This window comes from Hydrotalea flava (assembly GCF_001623405.1).
GTDB classification, from domain to species: Bacteria; Bacteroidota; Bacteroidia; order Chitinophagales; family Chitinophagaceae; genus Hydrotalea; species Hydrotalea flava.
Genome location: NZ_LUHG01000078.1, coordinates 13278 through 36643 on the forward strand (window position 1 = coordinate 13278; position 23366 = coordinate 36643).

Below are 23366 nucleotides of genomic sequence, written 5' to 3' on the forward strand. Positions count from 1 at the left end.
GGTTTAATTGAAATTCAGAAAAAAAATTTCAAAATTTGACTCCGGATAATGACAGGCTTCATTTTCACAATCATAAAACATTGATTTACAGTTAAATTCTTTACCCTCCAATAAAGGAAGGCCTTCCTTAAAATTATTAGAAATCAGAAAAATTTTATTGGGATAGTACTTTTTTAAAAAAGGAGCAATATAGTTTGTTGCCTCATTTCCGGTAAAAACCACTTCTTTATTGGGATAAATTAAGTGTTGTACCACCAATGCCCAGTAACCAAATGACGTTGGATACTCAATTATAACTTTTTGAAGGCCTAAAATCATTTGCCTGCTTCGCAATGCCCATTCCGGCTGATGATAAACAATTGACAGATACCACAAATTGAAAGCCATTACTGCATTGGCACTGGGTGTAGCACCATCATATAGTTCTTTTTTTCTTACAATAATATCTTTTTGATACAGTGTTGTAAAATAAAAATAGAGTTGTTCTTCGTCAGAGTAATCGGCTATTACATGATTACAAAGTGTTTTTGCTTTTTCCAAATAATCAGCATTACCAGTAATTTCCTGCAAAGTAATGTAGGCTTGAATTAAAAAAGCCTTATCATCTAAAAATGCGGGTATTCTAGCCTGATTCGACTTCCAGCTATGATACCAAATACCATTTATATTGAAATTTGTTTCAAGAAATTGCATGTTCTGAATTGCCAAATCCCGATAACTTTCAATGCCCGTGGCGGCATATGCTTTTCCTAATGCGTTATTCATCAATGCATTCCAACCGAGTAAAATTTTATCATCTAACCCGGGCGCAATTCTTTTTGACCGCTCTTTTCGTAATACAACCTTGCAATTTTCAAGTATGAGGTTGAAAGCATCGGGCTGAATACCTTGTTTTTCTGCAAAAACTTCTGCGGGCTCCTGTATCCATAAAATATTGCTGTGCTCCCAATTACCTGCATCTGAAATTCCATAATATGCACCGAAGAGCGGTGCATCATCACCCAAAATTTGTTCTATTTCAGCTTTTTGCCATACATAATATTTGCCTTCTATCCCTTCACTATCTGCATCCAATGCACTGTAAAAGCCGCCGTTTTCATGCATTAAATCTCTTTGCAGCCATTCAATGGTTTCAGCTATGGCTACCTGATAGTTGTTTTTTAGGGTGATTTGGAAAGCTTCTGACAATACCTCAACCAAAAGTGCATTATCGTACAACATTTTTTCAAAATGGGGCACCAGCCATTCTGCATCGGTACTATATCGTGCAAAACCACCACCAATCTGATCATAGATGCCACCTTGCAGCATTTTATCAATACTCAATAATGCCTGTTGCAGTGCCTGTTCATTGCTGTTGTGATGATAATCACGTAATAAATTCCGTATCACCATGGTTTGTGGAAATTTAGGCGCTTTGCCAAAACCACCCCATTTGGTATCGGCTAACCGCAAAATGTTTTGCGTAATAATTGCTGCCATTTCAGGTTGCAAACCATGCTGCGGTGTAATGCCAAACTGATTAGAGGCTTGAATATGTTGTAGTAATTGTGCTGCCTGTTGTTCTATTTCTTCCCTTTTTTCAGTAAATGCTTTATACACGGCTATTAAAGCTTCATTCCAACTCATCCTATTATATGCCCGTTCCGCCGGGAAATAGGTTCCGCCAAAAAATGGCTTTGCATCCGGTGTTAAAAAAACATTCAATGGCCAGCCGCCGCTGCCTGTTAAGGTTTGTACTGCATCCATATATACATGGTCTAAATCCGGACGTTCTTCACGGTCTATTTTTATATTAATAAAATATTCGTTCATTAAAGCAGCCGTATCTTCATTTTCAAAACTTTCTTTTTCCATTACATGACACCAGTGGCAGGCAGCATAACCAATGCTCACCAATATAGGTTTATTGTTTTGTTTTGCTGCAGCAAGGGCCGCTTCGCCCCAAGGATACCAGTTTACCGGATTATGCGCATGTTGCAATAAATACGGACTGGTTTCGTGTATTAACCGATTGGCATGTTGCATATTTGAATATTACCGGCAAATTACAGAAAAAGAAAAAATCCTTCTGCGAACAAAAGGGCTTTTGATATATGATTTAGGGAAAATTTTTAAATGAATCAACAACGCTTCAATGCTATTTTACCGGTTGATTGGATGCTAAAAAATGTTCAATGGCAGCAGTCATACTGGGAATATGTATATCGGGTGCTTTAATATTTAATGTAAGGCCGGTTTCTTCCACCGCTTTGGCCGTATTGCCACCAAAAGCACCAATGAGTGTACCATTTTGATGGAAATCGGGAAAATTATCGAAAATTGATCGCACCGCACTGGGCGTAAACAAACAAACCATATCAATATCATTGTTTGTAAAAAGGGGTTTGATGTTGTTACTGATACTGCGATACATAAAGCCTAACTGGTATTCACACTTATTGGTTTTTAACCAGTTTACAATCTCATTATCCTGCTGATTTTCACTGCAAACATATAAGAAATTTTCATTTTCTTTATGCTTGTTAATCACAGAAAATAAGCTCTTATTGGTACCATCAGCACCATAAAAAACCTTCCGTTTTCTGTATAAAATAAATTTTTGAAGATAGAGTGCTACTGCCTCGGTAATGCAGAAATACTTGGTATCCTGACTAATAGAAACCTTCATTTCCTCGCATATACGAAAAAAATGATCAATGGCATGGCGGCTGGTAAAAATAATGGCAGTGTAAGCAGCAATATCAATTTTTTGTTTTCGAAATTCTTTGGCAGTAATTCCTTCTAAACATATAAACGGCTCAAAAACAAATTGCACATTATATTTTCTCTCGATGTCGAAATAGGGCGATTTCTCACTTTCCGGTCTTGGCTGGGCAATTAAAATTTTTTTTACCGGTTTACTGCTAACAACGTTCGAATTTTTAGTTGCTTTTTTTACCATGCTGTTGTACTAAGTGAATACAAAATTAAAAACTATTTGTCTAAATATTGGAACATCAGCCTGTACATGCACAATACAGGTATTATTTCTACGGCGCAAATGTACAGGAAAAAATGTAAGCTGCTTATTTTAAGCTCACGCCGAAGGGTAGATAAACTAATGATAAAACGATATAACCATAAAAATGCCAGTAGGAAAAAACTAAACTGTAACGCAAATGAAGCATAGGGTTTAGCCGAAAATGCAATCATCCAAATAACCGGAATTAAGACAATGGCTGCCACTTTATTGATTAAAAAAACAATAAAATTGTAACCCGATGCAGCCTGTTTTACGTTAAAAATCCATCCGGCAGCCGAAAGAATTAAAAATTTACCCCCATATATAATAGCCAGCAGAACACTGCTGTACAGCACCAACAACCAGAATGAAAAAATATGAATGGAAAAACATTGTGCAATCAGCGCAATATATAATCCGCCATTCAAAAAAAACAGAATGTTATAAAGCAATGATGACAATTGCCCTTGAATTAATTGTTCCCGCATTTGTTTTTGCCGGTAGGTGGTTTGAAAAAAATAAGCAAATAAATTATCAAAATATTTAGGAAACAATTGACGCAATAACCCTAAATAGAATAACACGCCACACAAAACATAAAACAATTCATCTTTGCCACCCGACTCTTTGAACCTGGTTATTTGATAAACAGGTGCTTTCAGAAATGGCAGGGTTGAAACAGGAAGCCATTGGGCGTAAGTGCTGGTATCCAAATTGCTTTTTACAACTACAGGTACTGGCACAACGATATTTAAAGCCGAATCAGTTACATTTTTAATACTGTCGGTTTTAAGCACAACGCTGTCTTTCCTAACCATGGGCCTTATTTTTTTTATCAACGGTTGTACCATTGTACTTTCTAATGCAGGCTTGGTGGTGGTAATTTTTTTTTGCAACTGTGGCAATGTGCTTTTTTCAGCTTGCTGAACCGGCAACTGATGGCCAGAATCAGTCTGTGCCGCAGAAAACCCTGGCATTAGTGCAAAAAAGAAACCCAACAAAGCAATGGCAATCCACTTCATGATGCGCAAAAATAGTGATAAGCCTTACCTGTTAATCAGATTTATGAATTTTTGAGTAGTTATTTTAGCGGGCAATGTTATCTATTATAGCAGTTCATACCTGTAACTTTACATTTTAATTGATACAATATTACCCATGGCAGGCATTTATGTGCATATACCATTTTGTAAACAGGCTTGCAATTATTGCAATTTTCATTTTTCAGTTGCAAAAAAACAGATACCCGAAATGGTACATGCTATTGCACAAGAAGCGGAATTACAAAATCAGTTTTTAAAGCAACAGATAGTTGATACACTCTATTTTGGAGGAGGAACCCCTTCATTGCTAACCATTGAACAGCTTTTGTTTTTGTTGGAAACCATACAACAACAGTATACCCTTGCCGCTGATGCAGAAATTACCTTAGAAGTGAATCCAGATGATTGCACTCCGGAAGCTTTGGTGCAATGGCGCAGTGCAGGCATCAACCGATTAAGCATGGGTGTTCAATCTTTTCGAGATGCTGATTTAGTATGGATGAACCGTTCGCACAATGCAACAGCTGCCGTACAAGCCATTCAACAAGCCTATACTGCCGGGTTTTATAATATTAGTATTGATTTAATATATGGTATACCCGGCTTAACAGAAGAAGCCTGGAAAGAAAACATAAATAAAGCCATAACACTACCTATTCAGCATCTTTCCTGTTATGCATTAACCATTGAACCCAAAACAGCCCTGCATCATTCCATTGAAAACAAATCAAAAGAAAATATTGATGCTGCTGTTCAGGCCAAACAATTTGAATTGTTAATGCAATGGTTACCGGAAGCAGGTTTTGAACAATATGAAGTTTCTAATTTTTCCAAACCGGCCTATGAAAGTAAACACAACAGTAGCTATTGGAAAGGTATACCTTATGTTGGATTGGGCCCATCAGCACATTCGTATAATGGCACATTGCGGCAATGGAATATTGCAAACAACACATTATATATACAAAGCATTCAAAAAGGAAATGTTCCTGCAGAAACAGAAGTGCTTACACCCGTTCAAAAAAGAAATGAACAAATTATGATTGCCTTACGTACCAGAGAAGGCCTCACTTTGTCAATACTTGATGATAACTGGACTGAAACAAACAAATTACGATTAATACGAGCTGCTCAAAAATGGCTATACCAGGGCTTCATGGAATGGCAGCCACAAAAAGAACAAATTCGTTTAACAAAAAAAGGAATGTTGTTTGCCGATGGTATTGCTGCTGATTTATTTGAAGTAAATGCTTAATTACAGCATTAAATTAAATAGCTTTCAATTTTTTTAAACCCTTCTTCCGGTGATAAATTTTCCCATAAAATGGCATAGATAACTGAAACAATGGGAATAGATGTTTTGAATTGCCGGTTGATGGTAACCATACACTTTGCAGCATTATAGCCTTCAGCAACCATATTCAATTCCAACTGAGCCGACTTTACACTATAACCCTTGCCAATCATATTTCCAAAAGTACGGTTGCGGCTGAACAGTGAATAACAGGTTACCAATAAATCGCCCAAATAAACGGATGCAGCATAGTTAGTAGTATGATTTTTTTTATAGGGTAGATAGTTGGCAGTAACTACCGATAAAAAATGACTCATTTCATGAGAACAGTTGGCAATATATACGCTTAAAAAATTATCGCCATATTCTAATCCATGCGCAATACCGGCACCCAACGCATAAATATTTTTTAATACTGCTGCATATTGCACACCTATAATATCACTATTTACCCCGATATTTATGTATTCTGTTTTAAAATAATGGGTCAATTGCTGAGCCATTGCGATATCTATACCGGAAATGGTAAGATAAGAAAGTTTTTCTGCCGCTACTTCTTCAGCATGGCAGGGACCTAAAAGGGTATAATAATCCGTAATGGGGAATTGAAATTTTTCTGACAGAAACTCATGAAACAAATAATTGCCTTCCGGCAAGATACCTTTAATAGCAGAAATTATTTTTTTACCCTGCAATGCATCTGCAGGTAAACTGGCAAAAGCAGCAGCAACAAATGCAGATGGAATGGCCACTACTATTATTCCACTTGCTTTTACCACTTCGTATATGGAAGCTGACATTTGCAGCAAATCGGTATTAAAATAGGCATTGCTTAAATAATGCGGATTGTGTTTGCGTTGCTGCATTACCGCAATGGTTTTCTCATTTCTGATCCACCATTTAATTTTCATTTGATGGTCAGTTAAAATTTTTGCCAAAGCTGTTGCCCAACTTCCACTGCCTACAATACCTATTTGCATACTTGTATTTTTATCAGTGGAACAAACATACAATACAAAGAGTTGATTCCTGCAATTACAATATAAAAAACCGGCTACAGAACTGCAACCAGCTAAAAAAATTGATACAGCAAAACTCAATTTGCTTTCACTTCATACAATTTATCTTTAGGGGTAACCAATACCTTGTCTTTGTCTTTCAATAATTTACTCACGGTTGCATAGGGCCCTGTTACCACTTCATCGCCTAATTTTAAACCATCAGTTATTTGAATATAGTTTAAATCCTGAATGCCGGTTTTAACGGATACCATTTTAACGGTACCATCTTTCTGTATTACAAAAACTACTTCCCGGGTATTATCATTTGGGGTATTATTAACAGTAGCATCACTATTATTATTAGAAGTTGCCGTTTTTTTATTAGATGTGGAATCAGTATTCATATCGCGGGTAGTCACTGCATTCAATGGCACACTTAACACATTATTTGCAGTTTTGGTTTGTATATCGGCACTGGCACTCATACCGGGCCGGAAGGGGAAACGGCCTTTTACAATTAAATCTTTATAACTATCCTGCAACAAACGAATGTGTACTTTGTAATTGGTAACATCGGTTGAAGTAGTAGTTGAAGATGCATTGGTAACGGGGTTTGCTATTTTATAAACAATCCCTTTAAATTTCCTGTCGTTGTAAGCATCTACCTCCACTAAAGCAGTATCACCAATTTTAATTTTGGGGATATCATTTTCACCTACATCTACTTGTGCAACAATACTGCTTAAATCAGCAATCCGCATCATTTCAGTACCTACATTAAAACTGTTACCGGCCACACGTTCGCCCTTTTTAATACTCATTAAACTGATAACACCACTCATGGGAGCGGTAATAATGGTACGCGATAAATCTTCATTGGCTTTTGCCAACTGTGCCTGTGCATTTTTAATATTGGCTTTATTGGCAATAATATTTTGAAGTGCTGCATTGTAATTGGCTTCAGCAGCACGATACGCTTGCTGGGCTGTTTCAAATTCCTGGCGGCTGATTACTTTGTCATCTAACAATTTTTTTTGACGATTAAAATTGGCCTCAGTTTGTTCAACGGTTGCTTTTAAGCCTGCCAGGTTTGCCTGTGAATTGGCCACCTGTGCCTGTGCCTGTGCTACTACCGCAGCCACCTGATCGCGCTGTGTAACATATATGTCGGCATAAATTTTTGCCAATTCCTGACCTTTTTTTACGGTGTCACCTTCATTTACATTGAGTGCAACTACTTCCCCACTAATATCCGGACTAATTTTCACTTCCACCTCCGGATAAATTTTACCACTGGCATTTACACTTTCAATTATGGTTCTGTTCTCGGCCTTTTCGGCAGAAACCTTAATGCCTTCATCTTTACCAATAATGCCGGCAGCTTTTAATCCCCATAAACCACCGAGTAGTATAACCAATATAATGATGGTCCAAAGCAGTTTTTTATTCATAGTATTTTTTTATTATAGATGGATTGTTGCCGTATTTCGTTGCTTATAATTTTAAACCCATGCCTTTATAAAATTCTAATAATTTCATTTTGAAAATATAATCGTACTCATTGGCTATCTGTTGCAATTTAGCTTTTAGTAAATTATTTTGATTGGTAATTAAATCAACCGTACCCAACATACCTATTTCATAACGTTTTAATGCAAAATCATAAGCCTTCTGAGCACTCATTACGCTTTTTTTACCGGCAGTAAATTTTTCGAAAGCAGACTCTGCGTTGCTGTATGCTGTATAAATATTGTTTTTTAAGGTAAAATCTGCCTGTTCATTTTGCAACTGTGTGTTTTTGTAATTGAGCTTAGATTGCTGGTATGCAATTTTGCTTTGCCCATTGTTAAAAACAGGAATACTTAAACTTAAACCCAACCCCTGACCAAAGTTGTTGGTAATCTGATTACTCCATCCCTGCCACAACTGTCCAAAGTTTCTTTTAGACTGAGTAATAGAAATATTTGGACTTTGCACATAATAGGTATTGGTACCAATTTTTACAATAGGCTCTGCACCGGTTATTGGTGAATACCCATTGAAAGTGTACCCATCAATCTGATTAAAAGAATTATAAAAGTTGGTACCCAAACTTATGCCAAACCCAAGCGTAGGATATAAAGCTGCTTTGGCTACCTGAATATTTTTTTGTGCAGCCTTTAACCGAAAGGCATTACCCTTTTGTAAGGGCTGATTATTCAAAGCTAAAGCATACACTACTTCGGGTTGTAAGTCAGCAAAGGATTCTAATGGTATCGTAGAAACATCCGGTGTATCTACTTCAAAGGGTGCAGCAGCGTCCAAATTCAACACTGCTTTCAATTGTAAAACGCTTTGTAAAAAAGTGGTTTTAGCAGCAATGTAATTGCTACTATCATTGGCTAATTGTGCCTCTAGTTCAATTTGGTTCAACTCAGGCAATGCACCTGCATCTACCTGCTTTTTAGTAATAGCTAACTGTGTTTGCGTTTGTTGAATTTGTACCTTACTAATATTAATTTGCTCATTGGCACTTAATACCTGTAAATAATAGGTAGCCACATTGAATGCCGCATCGTTCGATGCTTTTTCTACATCGGCCAAAGCCGCCTGTGCACTGAATTGAGCGGCAGAAACATTGCTCTTCAATCGATTCCAATTGTATAAAGTTACATTGCTATTGGCTTGTATATTTTGATACAAAGCCTGTGTATTGGTGTAAATATTGGTGGTTCTGTCAATAGACCGGCCAAATTGCACCCCAACACCCGTTCCTAACGAAACGGTGGGTATTTGAAATAATTTAGCCTGCTGTACCTGCAATGCAGCCAGTCTGGCCTGCACATCAGCCTGTTTTACAGAAATATTGTTTTTCATGGCATATTCTACGCATCGCTGCAAACTCCACTTGTCTTCTTTGTTTTGCGCATTGCTATACAAGAAGAGCAAGGAAAAACTAATCACCAAAAAATATTTCATGCATTATCGTTTGTGTTCATTAAAAAACATTCCCATACCAGTTAGATGCCTGATTCTCTATTTTACAGGGATGTTTCGGAAAACTGCATTCCATACCTCCTTCAAATTGTTTAACCCCCCGTTAACCAAAAACTATCTTCCATCAAACATCTTATTACAAAAATAACAGAATAGTTTAGGCACTCCGAAATTTTAGATAAATGGTTTATTGAGCAGGAGCAACGGCTTTTAGAAAGGCCTGTTGTAAATCGGCCACCAAATAATCGGCTTCTTCCAATCCAATATACAAACGAAGCATTCGGTGATCGGGGTTCATTTTGTTGTATTCATTTTTTGGCATACCGGCGCAACGGGGAATGATTAAACTTTCATAACCACCCCAGCTAACCGCCATTTTAATATGTTGCAGGGCATTACAAAATAACTCTATTGTTTCAAGCGCTACTGGCTTTAAAACAAGGGTACACAAGCCACAGGCGCCTTTCATTTGTTGCTGCGCCAATTCAAACTGCAGAAAACTGCTGTCGAACGGAAAGATAACCGATTCAACCATGGGCTCCTTTTTTAAATAACCAATAACCTGTTTCGTGGTTTGTGTAATATGCGCTAACCGCATGGGCAATGTTCTAAGGCCGCGAATTAACAACCAGGCATTAAAGGGCTGTATACCACTGCCTATATTCATATATTCGCTATTAAAAATGCGTTGAATCATTGCGCTGTTACTACTTAAAACACCTGCTACCACATCACTATGTCCGCTAATGTATTTAGTAGCCGATTGCAGGCTAATATCAATACCCATTGCAATGGGTTGCTGATAAAGGGGTGTACAATAACTGTTGTCGATAACGGTAACAATGTTGTGCCGTTTTGCCAATGCTGCAACAGCACGAATATCCTGCAGTTCATACGTCCAGCTATTGGGCGATTCTAAATAAAACAATGTGGTATTGGGCTGTAGTGCATTTTCCCAATTTACAATAGCTGTTCCATCAATATAGGAATGCGTAACACCAAAACGGGGTAAAATTTCTTCAAACATTTTTCTTGCCCAGGTATACACACCTGCTACACTTACAATATGATCACCTGATTTTACATTGGCCAGCACTGCTGCAAAAATAGCTGCAGCACCACTGTTAAACACCAAACAATCTTCCGCACCATCTAATGCAGCCAGTTTTTGTGTAAGCATTTTAACTGTGGGATTTAACCCACGGCTATAGAGCCAGGTATTGTATTCATCCGCAAAAGCTTCACGCAAATCCGCCACCGTTTTAAAGGAAAAATTAGAAGTTTGCACAATGGGTGGAGCCACCGCTCTGAAGTAGGCCTCATTATCTTCACCCAGCTCATTTAAAATGTATGATAAAGAATAAGCATCTTGCATAGCAATTCAATAAATATTTAAATAATGGTTTCTTTTCGGTTTTGTTGTTTTTTATGAAACAGAAAATACAATGCAATAAATCCAGCCAATACCAAAATACCAACCAGCGCTGTAGCCGGACTGTGAATGATAATGCTGATACAAACAAACACATAGGCAGCAATAAAAATAAGCGGCAGCAATGGATATAATTTCATTTTATATATTCCGGTTCCATCTAAGTGTTTTGTTTTTCTTCTTAAAATAAAAATGGTAGCACTGGAACCCACCATACCAAACGAATCTAAAAAAATAGAGAAATTTAAAATTCTTTCAAAGGTTTGGGCAAAGAATAAAATTACAATACACATTGCGGCAAATACCGTTAAAGAAACAGTTAACACCTGATTTTTATTATTTTGAACAGCAAATGCCTTAGGCAATGAACCTTCATCACTCATTGCATACATGACTCTTGGATTGCTAAGCAATAAGGCATTTACATAAGAAAGAACACCCACAAACAAAAAGAATGAAAAAATTTCAGCACCTCGGATGCCAAATACATTTTGAATTAACACATAAGCAATTTCTGTTTCATTTTTCATCTGATGAAAACCGATAACCCGATAATAACTCAGGTTTACCAATAAGTACAATACAATAATGATGGTAATACCCATAAAAATACCACGGGGCATATTTTGTGCCGGCTTGCTAATTTCATTACCAAAATTGATGGTTTGCTGATAGCCTCCATAAGTAAACGATACAGCTATGAGACTAATCCCTAAACTTTGAATCCAGCTCATATGTGGGGTGCTATCAGCCATAACACTTGCTGTTGCTACTGCCTGATGATATGGAAAAAACAAGGCCGCAATGAGTACCACTATCATTCCTATTTTAATTAGCATTAAAATATTTTGAGCCTTTGCACTCATACGCAAACCCATTAAATTAATACCATAAAACACTAAAATAGCCCCGGCACTGATAATGGCTTTATCAATATTCGTCCACTGATGACCGGGAAACAATTTTGTAATATAACCACTTCCAATTAATGCAACGCCACTTAGTGATGCAGCATTGCTGATTAAAATGATACAGTTAATGGCAAACGCAATACTGGGATGATAGGCTACTGAAAATATTTTATAATACCCACCGGTAACCGGGTAACGGCTACCTATTTCCGCATATGTTAAAGCACCACAAAAAGCTATCAATCCACCCAATATCCATGCAGTAAAATAAACAGATGGCGTAATGGCATCCTTGGCAGAAGTAGCGGCGGTTCTGAAAATACCCATTCCAATTACCAGCCCTACTACAATCATGGTAAAGCTGAACAAATTCAGTTGTTGTTTTCCCTGCATGTTGCTATAGTATGGCACTCAATATAGTAAAGAATTGTATGCCAAGTAGAATTTTAATAACCCAAAAACGAACAGGTACCATTATTCCGGTTGTTGTTTTGCTCCGGGCACTCATCTTTTTTCAATGCGTTTGTCCGGCACAATCCAAATAACAGCTACTACCCCATATAAAAACAAAGCCACCCAGGCATTCCAAAACCCTACTGCAATGGCAACAATATAAATATATACAGAAATTTTCCCTTTCATGTCTTTTCCAATGGCAGCCGCTAACGCCCCTTCTTTTCCATGCAATCCAATTAAGGTGCGAACCAATATGTAATAAGCAATGGCATTCATGAATAACACAAAGCCATACAATACCACCGGTAAACTTTCAAAATGATTTTCACCATCCATCCCGACACACAGGGTACCAACTGCAACCAAAACAACAAATACAACAAATACAAATTGTCCCATAATACCCCTACATTTACATGCTCCACTGCATGAAACAGGTGATGATGATTACTCCAGTAAATTCCAAAATAATTAAACCGTAAAATATAACTGAATAATACCGGCCAAACATCTTTCAAAGCATTGAAAGAGGGAACATGTGGTACTTTTAATTCCAGTACCATGATGGTTATAATGATGGCTATCACGCCGTCACTAAAAGCTTCTAAACGGCCTTCCCCCATTTTGCATAAACAGTTTGGTATAAAAAATGAAATTAAATAAAAAATGTACAATTCAAAGCAATTACTATTTTTGCCATGTATTTGGTTCTTTTTATTGCATTGCAAGCCATTCCTTTCAACGGTATGCATTGTGATAGCAAGATTAAAAGGGAAACCGGTGTAATTCCGGTGCTATCCCCGTAGCTGTAAGGGCCTCTGTAAAAAGAGAAAGCGATAACAACCACTGTTCCTAAAACGGAATGGGAAGGTGCTAAAGCCCCAAGCCAGAAGACCTGCCAGATACAGCCTCATTGAAAAATGAGTTTGTCATTCACGGCTTTCGGGTGAAAAGCATGGAATGTAAAAGACTGTCTGCAGCAGTCGATTATATTTCTCCGTTTTTTTGTTTTCCTGAAAGCTCATTGTTTCATTTTAAAAACAATCAACAATGAGCAAAAAATTAACGCTCCTTCTTACATCCATAGCTTTGGGCTATGCAGTTTTTGCACAACAAGACTCTATGGCCACCCGCCAGTTAAACGAGGTGGTAGTAACCGCTTCTAAAACACCTATTAAGGAATCAGAAACGGGTAAAATTGTAACCGTAATTGATCAAAAAACCATTCAAAACCATGCCGGCAGTAGTTTAGCTGCACTGCTGAATACGCAGGCCGGATTTTTTATTAATGGCAGCAACAATGCATTGGGTACTAATTTAGATTTGTACTTCCGTGGTGCTACCGCAGGCAATATGTTGATTGTGATTGACGGAGTGCCGGTGTACGACCCCTCACAAATCAACAATTCATTCGACCTGAATAATATTCCTTTAGACCAGGTAGAACGTATTGAAATTCTGAAAGGCGGACAAAGTACTTTATGGGGCAGCAATGCCGTTGCAGGTGTTATTCAAATTTTTCTAAAAAAAGAAGCCAAAAAGAAAATGGCCCTGAATGCCAACGCATCTTATGGCACTTATAACACTTTCAATAGTGGTGCCGGCATTAGCGGCTCGCTTAAAAAATGGGATTATTTGGTGCAGTACAACTACATTAAAAGCGCCGGTTTCCCTGCTGCTTATGATAGTACGGGTAAGCAGAACTTTAAAAAGGATGGTTTTGAACAAAGCAGCGTAATGGCTGAAACCCGTTACCATTTTTCGCCTTCATTCACCGCAAAAGCATTTGGCAATTTTAGCCATTACCAAACCGATTTACCCGCCGGTGCTTTTACCGATGAAAAAGATTATACCCTGCACAATAAAAATAATTTGGGCGGACTGGCTTTAGATTTCCAACACAAAAAAGTAAACTGGACTTTACAGGGAAGTTACCAGCAGGCCAACCGCCATTATGTAAACGACAGCACTTATGTTTCGAGCCCTTATTACAATTATTCTAACCAGCAATATAACGGCAATACCACTACGTTAGAAACCTTTGGCAGTATCCGTTTTCAAAAACATATTCGCCTGGTTTCGGGTATTCAGTACCAACATCAAAATACCAGCCAAAGCTATTTCAGTACCGGACCTTACGGGCCCTACACTTCTGAACTGGGGCAAGACAGCGCCCATGTTAACCAGCTTTCGGCGTATGCCTCTTTGCTGTTGCTGAATATTCATGGGTTTAATTTTGAAGCCGGTGGCCGCGTTAACCACCATTCCATTTATGGTAACAATGCAACTTATACCCTTAATCCCTCATTTGTAATTGATGAAAATACCAAGTTATTTATTAACATTTCATCAGGCTATAATATTCCTTCGTTGTATCAATTGTATAGCGCTTATGGCAACAAAAATTTAAAACCTGAAAGCAGTACTACTTATGAAATTGGACTCCAAACCCAAAGCACAGATAAAAAAATGAGCCTGCGCCTTGCTGCATTTAAAAGAGATACCAAAAACCTGATTATTTTTTATACCGATGCCAATTACAACAGCTACTACATCAATCGCGACCAACAACACGACTATGGCTTTGAAGTAGAAAGCAATACACAAATTGGTACAATTGGCACCTGGAGTAATAATCTTACCTATATTGACGGGCATGGCATTCAAAATGGTGTTAGTGTAAACAACCTGTTCCGACGTCCTAATTTTGTGATGAACAGTGTACTTACCCTTTCGCCCGTAAAAGGCTTTACCATTGCACCGGCCTTTAAATACGTAGGTACTCGTTTAAAAGGGCCTTATGATATTGGACCTGATTTACAGCCCGCTTATTATACTGTTGACTGTTTTATCAGCTACCGGGTTAACAAACAAATTCGCCTGTTTACTTCGCTCAACAATATTACCGACCAACAATATTTTGATATTGTAGGCTATAACAGCAAACGCTTTAATATGATGACAGGGGCTTATTTTAACTTTTAAATTAAAACAATCGTTATGTCTATTCAAAAATTCAATCCGGCAACAGCAATTGTATTGTTGTTTATTGTATTAGCCGCTGCTTTGCGTATTTGGAATGCAGGCAGTACCCTATCGCCTTTGGCCAATTTTACGCCCATTGGTGCCATGGGGCTATTTGGTGGTACTTATTTTAATCAGCCCTGGAAAAAATATGCATTTCCTTTAGGTGTTCTATTTTTTAGTGATGTAGTAATGATGCATACCATTTATGCAGGTTATGGTAACGGGTTGCTGTACAAAGGATGGATATACACTTATCTTGCATTTGCAGTAATTGTTTTAATAGGCACATTGATTAAGCATGTAAAAATGAGTACGGTAATCACCGCGGCATTTGCGGCTGCACTGACACACTGGATTATTACAGACTTACCCGTTTGGTGGTTTGGTGGATTAGATATCAGAAACGGCCAACGCTTACAGCGCAATTGGGATGGGTTTGTTCAATGTTATGTTCAGGCTTTACCCTTTTTAAGGAATATGCTGGTAGCCAACATTGTATACGGCGCCATTTTTTACGGCAGTTTTGAATGGCTGCAAAAAAAATATCCGGCCTTATCAGTGCATGCGGTTTCAAAATAATAAACGTACAGGGCTTGCTGCAGTAGCCCTGTTTTTTCTTAAACCCATACTATGCTAAAAATTGTTTCCTTTTTGCCGGCCGCCACACAAATGATATATGATATGGGCCTCGACCATATGCTCTATGGTATTACCTTCGAATGTCCTGAACCTGCCCTTTCTCAAAAACCCAAAGTGGTTCGCTGTGTTTTAGAAGACAACCATTTAAGCAGCACTGAAATTGATACTATTTTTTCTGCTGCGAAAGCATCGGGAAAAAGCTTGTATTATGTGGATGAAGATTTACTGCAACAAATAGAACCCGATATTATTTTTACACAGGATGTTTGTGAAGTATGTCAGATTGATACTGCCTGCACTGCCGCTGCCATTGCCCGATTGAAGAAGCAACCACAGTTAATTGCCTTAACACCGCAAACACTGCAGGATGTGTATCAAACTGCCATCACTATTGCTACTGCCATAGGTAAAGAAGAAAAAGCATATCAGTACCTGGCACAACTGCAACAAACCACAAACCATATTTTAGATAAACTTCGTCAGCACCAAATGCCGCTTAAAACCGTGGCATTGTTGGAATGGATACAACCCATTTATAATTGCGGACATTGGATTCCTTACCAGATAGCCATGGCCGGTGGCATAGACATGCTCAGCCATCCCGGTGGCGATTCCATTGTTACCCCCTGGAGCAAAATTGTACGTTACAATCCGGAAATTATCATCATTGCACCCTGTGGCTTTTCCATTCATCGTGCAAAAGAAGAAATGCATCTATTCACTCAATTTCCGGAATGGAATGGTTTAAAAGCAGTACAAAACCGGCAAGTTTATCTGGCCGATTTTGATTTGTTTACCCAACCCAGTGCTGGAACACTTGTTAACGGTATTGCCTTGCTGGCAGCATTATTTCATCCCCAATTGTTTCAGATTCCTGCATCATTGCAACATAAATATCTTCAGCTACATCCCCAAACCTTTGCTTATGCCACACCATGAAGAAAAATTATGCGCCCGCTGCCAGCAACCTTTTGAATGTAAAGTGGGCGATATAACTCATTGCCACTGCACTGAAATCACATTAACAGATGCGGAAAGATCTTTCATTGAAAACCGTTACAGCGATTGCCTTTGTAAGGCATGTTTATTGGCACTAAAAAACAAATATATTTTATTTAAAGAAAAATATTTTTTACCATGATTATTTTAATAACCGGTGGAGCCAGGAGTGGCAAAAGTAATTATGCGCAAAACCTGGCATTAAATATGAGTAACAACCCGGTTTATGTTGCCACGGCTAAGGACTGGGGAGATGATTTCACCGAAAGAATTCAACACCATAAAAATAACAGAGGAAAAGAATGGATGAGTTATGAAGAAGAATTTGAAGTGAGCAAACTGCCTATTCAGGAAACAGTTGCAGTAATAGATTGCATTACGCTATGGCTTACCAATTTTTTTATCAAAAACCAAAACAATATTGATACAGCACTAATAGAATTTAAAAAAGAAATAATAGCCATCCATCAAATGCCGGGTACTTTTATCATTGTAAGCAATGAAATTGGAATGGGTGTTCACGCAGAAACGACCATTGGCAGAAAATTCACAGATTTACAAGGCTGGGCTAACCAATTCGTTGCCTCACTGGCCGATAAAGTGATTTTTATGGTGAGTGGTATTCCTGTAATCATAAAAGAAACAAATCAATAATGGCACATCTATCTGTTTTTAACTGGAGTGGCGGCAAAGACAGTGCATTGGCACTTTATAAAGTTTTTCAAAATACTGAATGGCAGGTTGGCGCATTACTTACCTCTGTAAATCAAACCTATAATCGGGTGTCTATGCACGGTGTTAGAAGTATATTATTAGAACAACAGGCCGCCGCCATTGGCATACCGTTGGTAAAATTATTACTGCCTGAACAACCTGATATGGATACCTATAACAGACTGCTCACCAATACCATGCAACAATTTAAAGCACAAGGGTATACCCACTCCATTTTTGGCGATATATTTTTAGAAGATCTGCGCAACTACAGGGAAGAAAAATTAGCAGCAGCCGGCTTTCAGGCACATTTCCCTTTATGGAAACGCAACACTATTGAATTGGTGCATGAGTTTATTGATCTCGGCTTTCAATCTATTATCGTTTGCACAAAGGCAGAACTGTTAGATGAAAGTTTTGCAGGCAGAATCATTGATCATGATTTTCTGAAAGACCTTCCCGCAAATGTTGACCCATGTGGCGAAAACGGTGAATTCCACAGCTTCGTTTTCAATGGCCCTATTTTTAGGCAACCCATCCCGTTTACCATTGGCGAAAAAGTATTGCGGACATACAACGCACCTAACAATGCAAGTAACCCCTGTTCATCACAAAATCATCAACAAAACCAGATGGGCTTTTGGTTCTGCGATTTAATTCCTGCTAACTATGGAACTATTTGATGTATTCAATAAAAGAAGAGATACCCGGCATTTTACCAATGATGTTGTTCCGGATATGATATTAAAAAAAGCACTGCGGGCAGCACACATGGCTCCATCTGTCGGATTAAGTGAAGCCACCAAATACTATTTGCTATTAGAGCAGCATATCAAGAATGCTATTCACGAACTATTTCAAAGCGAAAATCTAAAAGTGGAAGCAGAACTTTTACACAACACTGCTCTGTTACAACAGTACAAAAAATTAAAACTGGAAGCAATTAAAGAATCGCCCGTTGGATTAATTATTACAACTGATTACAGTGTACTGGAAAAATTTACCATTGGCATTTCAGGCACTGCCGATACCCTGCAATGGAGCAGTGTTTGTGCTTTACAAAACCTATGGTTATCATTAACTGAAGATGGATTTTCACTCGGTTGGGTATCTATTCTAAATTTTACGGCATTTAAAAATTTACTGAATATACCGGCGCATGAATACCCATTGGGATATTTTTGTATTGGGAAACCGGCAACCGATTATGGACAACAACCCATGCTGCAAAAAGATGGCTGGAAGTCCAAATCAAAAAATTCGGAAGTAAAAGAAATTAAACAGTTATATCCTACTGCAAGTAATTCTGCAAACTTTCAATTCAGTAAAATTGCCGGAACAAACAATACTTTGCTCAAAGAAGCACTCATCAAAAAAATAAATGGCAAAACTAAACCCGTAGGTGCATTGGGTATGTTAGAAACCATTGCAGTTAAAGTTGGATGTATACTGGAAACAACTGCTCCGGAAATAAAAAATCCGAACATGATTATTTTTGCAGCTGATCATGGTATTGCTACAACCGGACTGGTAAATCCATATCCGCAGGTAGTTACGCAACAAATGGTTCGCAACTTTTTGCAAGGTGGTGCAGCCATTAATGTTTTTTGCAGGCAAAACAACTTAAAACTTACCATTGTTGATGCAGGTATCAATTGCATTTGGAAAAATGAAGATTTAGCATATCCCAATTTTACAGTGAGCAAAATAAATATGGGTACTAAAAATTATTTGGAAATACCTGCAATGACCAAAGACGAGTTGGCAACCTGTTTACAAAAAGGGAGGGAGTATATTCTCCAACTAAAACAACAGCAATGCAATACAATTGCCCTTGGCGAAATGGGTATTGGCAATAGTTCATCGGCAGCACTTATTATGCATGGCTTATTAAATATTCCTTTAGCAGCATGTGTGGGAAGAGGCACTGGCACAAATAATGATCAATATCAAAAAAAATTGAGGGTATTGGAAAAAGTGGCACATCAATACCACCTCCATAATAACAATATCGACCCTTTACAACTTTTACAACTAATTGGCGGATTTGAAATTGCCATGTTAACAGGCGCTTACTTGCAGGCGGCTGCAGAAAAAATGGTGACTATTGCTGATGGATTTATTACAACAGCAGCATTACTTGTAGCAAAAAAATTACAGCCAAATGTTACAGACTATTGCATTGCATCACATCTTAGCAACGAAAAAGGTCATCAGCAAATGTTAGCCTATCTGCAATTACAACCTTTGTTGCAATTAGATTTACGTTTAGGAGAGGGAACCGGTGCAGCATTAGCCCTTCCCTTAATCCAATCGGCTATTGCTATGCTGAATGAAATGAATGATACCGATTCCTTTCAAATCAACGGGCCTTCCAACTAAATTAAATTTTTTATTCGTCTACATGAAAAAACAGATACAACTTTTTTTTACTGCCTTAATGTTTTTTACCCGATTACCGGTTCCAAAAAATATTAACCACAACCAAAATTTACTGCAACAGTCAGCTCGCTATTTTACCTGGGTGGGACTTTTGGTTGGTTGCATTACGGCAACTGCATATTATGTTTTCAGCCTGCTGCTGTCTGCACATCTTGCCATTGCTTTTTCTATGTTAACAGGTATTGTAACCACAGGTGCTTTTCATGAAGACGGCTTTGCAGATTGCTGTGATGCATTTGGCGGAGGCTGGACAAAAGAAAAAATTTTACAAATTATGAAAGACAGCAGGCTGGGTACTTTTGGAGTAACCGGCTTAACAGGAATATTGGCATTGAAGTATCTGCTATTGGTTGAAATCAACCCACAAATTCATAGCAAATACTTTTTACTGCTTTTTCCATGCGCACATGCTGCCAGCAGGTTTATGGCCATTGTTATCATGCAAACAAGTAGTTATGTACAGGATACAGATACCAGTAAATCAAAACCATTGGCTAATAGAAAATTAACCGTTATTGAAATAGCAATTGCTATTGCAGGATCCCTAATTCCATTTTGTTTTCTTCCCGGCATTTGGCTTGTTGCATTAGTGCCCATGTTATTGGTAACATGGCGGGCTGACAAATATTTTAAAAAATGGATAGGCGGTTATACAGGCGATTGTTTGGGTGCCATACAACAGGTTTCTGAAGTTGTTCTTTATATTACCCTATTGTTGATACTCAATCACCTGCATTAAATATACAAAATGATCCTTTATTTAATTCGGCATACTACACCTTCCATTCCAAAAGGAACCTGTTACGGCCAAAGTGATATTGAAGTAGCGCATACTTTTGCTAAAGAAGCTGCAACCCTTGCAAAATGTATTCCGCCACTTGCTTTTCAGGTATACTGCAGCCCCTTAAAACGCTGCAAATTATTAGCTAAAAAACTGTTTCCGAATGCTCCTGTTCAATACATATCTGAATTAATGGAAATAAACTGTGGCCAATGGGAAATGAAACTGTGGAATGATATCCCAAAGGAAGAACTCAATACCTGGATGTTCGATTTTGTAAATTGTCCTTTCCCAAATGGTGAAAGTTATATACAGTTCCATGAAAGAATATCGAAATGTTTTCTGAATATTACATCCAACCCAAACCATCCTTTGGCCATCATTACCCATGGTGGGGTTATCAGAAGTATTTTATGCTATGTTACCCAAACACCCCTGCAAAAATCATTCGAAGTTTTTAACATACCCTATGGTTGCATCATTCAACTTACATTACAAAACAATCAATGCAACTGGAAATATTGTTACAATCCACAACCGGCCACAACCTTATGAATCATTTTTTGATTGTACCTTAGCAAAAACCTAAATGAATGACAATTCATTTCGACCAGCTTATTACCGTAACCTTTACCCTGTTTGCGGTGATTGATATTGTAGGCTCCATCCCACTGCTCATTTCTTTAAAAGAGAAAATGGGCGATATTCGTTCCTCCAAAGCCACGCTGGTTTCCGGCGGCTTAATGATTTTGTTTTTATTGGTGGGGCAACAATTTTTATCTATACTTGGTTTAGATATCCGCTCCTTCGCCGTTGGTGGTTCTATCGTTATCTTTTTATTAGGTTTGGAAATGGTACTGGGGCACGAAATATTTAAAGGCGATGCCGATGCGGCCTCAGGCACCGTGGTTCCCATAGCCTTCCCCATTATTGCCGGCAGCGGTACACTTACTACCATCATGTCGCTCAAAGCCAACTTCCAACAGGGTTATATTTTAGCAGGCATTCTCATTAATCTCGTTATTGTTTACATTGTACTCAAGTCACTGAAATGGATAGAACATGCCCTCGGTAAAGCAGGCTTACTGGCCGTTCGAAAGTTTTTTGGCGTGATATTATTAGCCATTGCCGTAAAAATATTCAGCAGCAATATTGGGGCATTTGGCAAATAATCATTTTGTTACCGGCTGCTGCACCACTATTCAGCTTCCGTTGCGTCGCACACTTGTACGTTCGGTTCATTAGGCGGCTTTGGGTATCGCCGAAACAGTTTATCAGAATTATTGACATTTCAATAGCCGAAACATTTATTTTTGCGCCCGAACAACTACCGGCCTCGTAGTACAATGGATAGTATAAGAGTTTCCGAAGCTCCAGATCCAGGTTCGATTCCTGGCGAGGCCACACTTCCCCACATCCCGCAATTCCTGTAACCTGTACTGCTGCGGTTTCCTTAATCCATTTACAAAACAGCTATTTAATCGTGTACTATCTTTAACACCTGAAAAGAGCCGGGTATCATTTTCGGCCTGCCTTTTTCACCGGGCTGCATGGGTTCAAAATTGGCCGTAGGCATATAAATGGTATGTGTGCTTTCATCTATACAACTGGTTCTGGCCCCGCGCTTGGTGGGTACATTTTCAACCACTTCAAATTTATCTTTCGAAACTTCTTTTATCACCGTCATTGTACCTACCCCATTCGATGTGCAGATATAATGCAAAGCCGGGTCTATCACTACCCCATCACATCCTTCCTCAATGGGTAAATCAGCTACTATTTTACCGTTATTGGCATCTACTACCATTAACTTTTTTTCACATCCGGCAAATAAACGGTTGGTATGGGTATCTATCACCAAACCCGTGGGTGATTCACCCGGGGCAATTGACCAATGTGCCAATACCGTCATCTTATTGATATCAATCACTACTATCTCACTTTTATCTTCAATGTTTACATATATTTTACCTTGGCCATTACTCACGGCAGTTTCGGGTTTGCCCCCAACGGCTATGGTACCCACCACTTTATCAGTGGCCGGGTCTATCACCGACAAATCTTTACTTCTGCCATTGCAGGTAATAATTTTTTTGGAATAGGTGTCATAAAAAATGGCATCCGGATTTTCACCGGTAGCTATTTGGCCAATTACCTGATTCGTAGCGGTTTTAAATACACTAACATTATGACTGCCTCCATTACTGGTGTATCCTTTCCCTAAAGCGGGTACCAATGCAATACCATGCACGCCTTTGGTATTGGGTATAACACCCAATGAATCGCCGGTGTTTTTGTCGAGAATATTGACTTGTGTACCATGCGATACGTACAATTTATTAGAGGCTGGATCAACGGCAATATAATCCCACCAACCCGGGCTGGCAATCTTATACTCGCCGCTAAGATGATAACCCGACTGGGCTGTGCTAATTTGTGTGGTGATGATACTTACCAATAACAGGCAAGCAGCAATGGTTATTGATTTCATTGTATACATTTTTTATGATAATAATCTAGTTATGTTTTTATTGTATGTAAATCGGTAGTAGGTAAACAGCTTTCACGCTAATAAAACCATCTAATAAACCTATGCACCTATTCTGTAGCAAATCTGTAGTTGTAATACCCTTATTGCGCCATCATG

The 23366-nt window shown here is 38.4% G+C and carries 21 protein-coding genes, 1 tRNA gene, 1 pseudogene and 1 riboswitch; of the genes and pseudogenes, 12 read left to right on the forward strand and 11 right to left on the reverse strand.

Features of this window, described 5'->3' with window-relative positions:
* Positions 1–3: 3 nt before the first annotated feature.
* The 3 genes from A0F92_RS08625 to A0F92_RS08635 form a co-directional block, all read right to left on the reverse strand.
* Positions 4–2028: a thioredoxin domain-containing protein gene (locus A0F92_RS08625; RefSeq protein ID WP_068244351.1), complete on the reverse strand. Its 2025-nt coding sequence runs from the start codon at positions 2026–2028 to the stop codon at positions 4–6.
* A 112-nt stretch (positions 2029–2140) separates the two neighbouring features.
* Complete coding sequence (locus tag A0F92_RS08630) at positions 2141–2944, reverse strand: uroporphyrinogen-III synthase (protein WP_068244354.1); 804 nt, start codon at positions 2942–2944, stop codon at positions 2141–2143.
* A 32-nt stretch (positions 2945–2976) separates the two neighbouring features.
* Positions 2977–4026, reverse strand: coding sequence for a DUF4271 domain-containing protein (locus A0F92_RS08635; protein ID WP_068244357.1), 1050 nt, complete (start codon positions 4024–4026; stop codon positions 2977–2979).
* Between the two features lie 136 nt (positions 4027–4162).
* On the opposite strand from A0F92_RS08635, the gene hemW reads away from it, so the two are divergent.
* A complete protein-coding gene (gene hemW / locus A0F92_RS08640) occupies positions 4163–5302 on the forward strand; it encodes a radical SAM family heme chaperone HemW (protein WP_068244360.1) in 1140 nt (379 codons plus the stop codon).
* A gap of 8 nt (positions 5303–5310) precedes the next feature.
* Here hemW and A0F92_RS08645 read toward each other — a convergent pair whose 3' ends face one another.
* The 7 genes and pseudogenes from A0F92_RS08645 to A0F92_RS15965 form a co-directional block, all read right to left on the reverse strand.
* Complete coding sequence (locus A0F92_RS08645; protein WP_068244441.1) at positions 5311–6321, reverse strand: NAD(P)H-dependent glycerol-3-phosphate dehydrogenase; 1011 nt, start codon at positions 6319–6321, stop codon at positions 5311–5313.
* 116 nt (positions 6322–6437) lie between these two features.
* The gene (locus A0F92_RS08650) at positions 6438–7793 is read right to left on the reverse strand and encodes an efflux RND transporter periplasmic adaptor subunit (RefSeq protein ID WP_068244363.1); all 1356 of its coding nucleotides are present in this window, start codon (positions 7791–7793) and stop codon (positions 6438–6440) included.
* Between the two features lie 43 nt (positions 7794–7836).
* Positions 7837–9300: a TolC family protein gene (locus tag A0F92_RS08655; RefSeq protein WP_167516950.1), complete on the reverse strand. Its 1464-nt coding sequence runs from the start codon at positions 9298–9300 to the stop codon at positions 7837–7839.
* 205 nt (positions 9301–9505) lie between these two features.
* Positions 9506–10693: a trans-sulfuration enzyme family protein gene (locus A0F92_RS08660; protein WP_068244366.1), complete on the reverse strand. Its 1188-nt coding sequence runs from the start codon at positions 10691–10693 to the stop codon at positions 9506–9508.
* Between the two features lie 17 nt (positions 10694–10710).
* Positions 10711–12054, reverse strand: a complete 1344-nt coding sequence (locus tag A0F92_RS08665) for an APC family permease (protein ID WP_068244369.1) — start codon at positions 12052–12054, stop codon at positions 10711–10713.
* A 111-nt stretch (positions 12055–12165) separates the two neighbouring features.
* Positions 12166–12516, reverse strand: coding sequence for a hypothetical protein (locus A0F92_RS15805; protein WP_253810311.1), 351 nt, complete (start codon positions 12514–12516; stop codon positions 12166–12168).
* A 26-nt stretch (positions 12517–12542) separates the two neighbouring features.
* Positions 12543–12869: pseudogene (locus tag A0F92_RS15965) on the reverse strand (TMEM175 family protein); the annotation flags it as partial.
* Positions 12843–13034, forward strand: a riboswitch (cobalamin riboswitch). (Overlaps the previous pseudogene by 27 nt.)
* A gap of 133 nt (positions 13035–13167) precedes the next feature.
* Here A0F92_RS15965 and A0F92_RS08675 point away from each other — a divergent pair.
* From A0F92_RS08675 to A0F92_RS08725, 11 genes are all read left to right on the forward strand, one after another.
* Positions 13168–15102: a TonB-dependent receptor plug domain-containing protein gene (locus A0F92_RS08675; protein ID WP_068244373.1), complete on the forward strand. Its 1935-nt coding sequence runs from the start codon at positions 13168–13170 to the stop codon at positions 15100–15102.
* Positions 15103–15117: 15 nt separating this feature from the next.
* Complete coding sequence (locus tag A0F92_RS08680; protein ID WP_068244376.1) at positions 15118–15723, forward strand: DUF6580 family putative transport protein; 606 nt, start codon at positions 15118–15120, stop codon at positions 15721–15723.
* 51 nt (positions 15724–15774) lie between these two features.
* Entirely contained in the window at positions 15775–16722 is a 948-nt protein-coding gene (locus A0F92_RS08685) for an ABC transporter substrate-binding protein (protein ID WP_068244379.1), read from the forward strand.
* The gene (locus A0F92_RS08690; RefSeq protein ID WP_068244382.1) at positions 16709–16924 is read left to right on the forward strand and encodes a cysteine-rich CWC family protein; all 216 of its coding nucleotides are present in this window, start codon (positions 16709–16711) and stop codon (positions 16922–16924) included. Before A0F92_RS08685 ends, A0F92_RS08690 begins: the two co-directional genes overlap by 14 nt.
* Positions 16921–17436, forward strand: a complete 516-nt coding sequence (gene cobU / locus A0F92_RS08695) for a bifunctional adenosylcobinamide kinase/adenosylcobinamide-phosphate guanylyltransferase (RefSeq protein WP_068244385.1) — start codon at positions 16921–16923, stop codon at positions 17434–17436. The genes A0F92_RS08690 and cobU overlap by 4 nt, the downstream gene beginning before the upstream one ends.
* On the forward strand, positions 17436–18179 hold the full coding sequence (locus tag A0F92_RS08700) for a Dph6-related ATP pyrophosphatase (RefSeq protein WP_068244388.1): 744 nt from the start codon (positions 17436–17438) through the stop codon (positions 18177–18179). Before cobU ends, A0F92_RS08700 begins: the two co-directional genes overlap by 1 nt.
* Entirely contained in the window at positions 18166–19878 is a 1713-nt protein-coding gene (cobT, locus tag A0F92_RS08705) for a nicotinate-nucleotide--dimethylbenzimidazole phosphoribosyltransferase (RefSeq protein ID WP_253810310.1), read from the forward strand. The genes A0F92_RS08700 and cobT overlap by 14 nt, the downstream gene beginning before the upstream one ends.
* A gap of 22 nt (positions 19879–19900) precedes the next feature.
* Positions 19901–20677 (forward strand): adenosylcobinamide-GDP ribazoletransferase, encoded by a 777-nt coding sequence (locus A0F92_RS08710; RefSeq protein WP_068244391.1) that lies wholly within the window; start codon positions 19901–19903, stop codon positions 20675–20677.
* A 9-nt stretch (positions 20678–20686) separates the two neighbouring features.
* Positions 20687–21274 (forward strand): alpha-ribazole phosphatase, encoded by a 588-nt coding sequence (gene cobC / locus A0F92_RS08715; protein WP_068244394.1) that lies wholly within the window; start codon positions 20687–20689, stop codon positions 21272–21274.
* A gap of 38 nt (positions 21275–21312) precedes the next feature.
* Positions 21313–21891: a MarC family protein gene (locus A0F92_RS08720; RefSeq protein ID WP_068244397.1), complete on the forward strand. Its 579-nt coding sequence runs from the start codon at positions 21313–21315 to the stop codon at positions 21889–21891.
* Between the two features lie 160 nt (positions 21892–22051).
* A tRNA-Arg gene (locus tag A0F92_RS08725) sits at positions 22052–22123 on the forward strand.
* A gap of 73 nt (positions 22124–22196) precedes the next feature.
* Here A0F92_RS08725 and A0F92_RS08730 read toward each other — a convergent pair.
* The gene (locus A0F92_RS08730; protein WP_068244401.1) at positions 22197–23210 is read right to left on the reverse strand and encodes a YncE family protein; all 1014 of its coding nucleotides are present in this window, start codon (positions 23208–23210) and stop codon (positions 22197–22199) included.
* Positions 23211–23366: the final 156 nt, after the last annotated feature.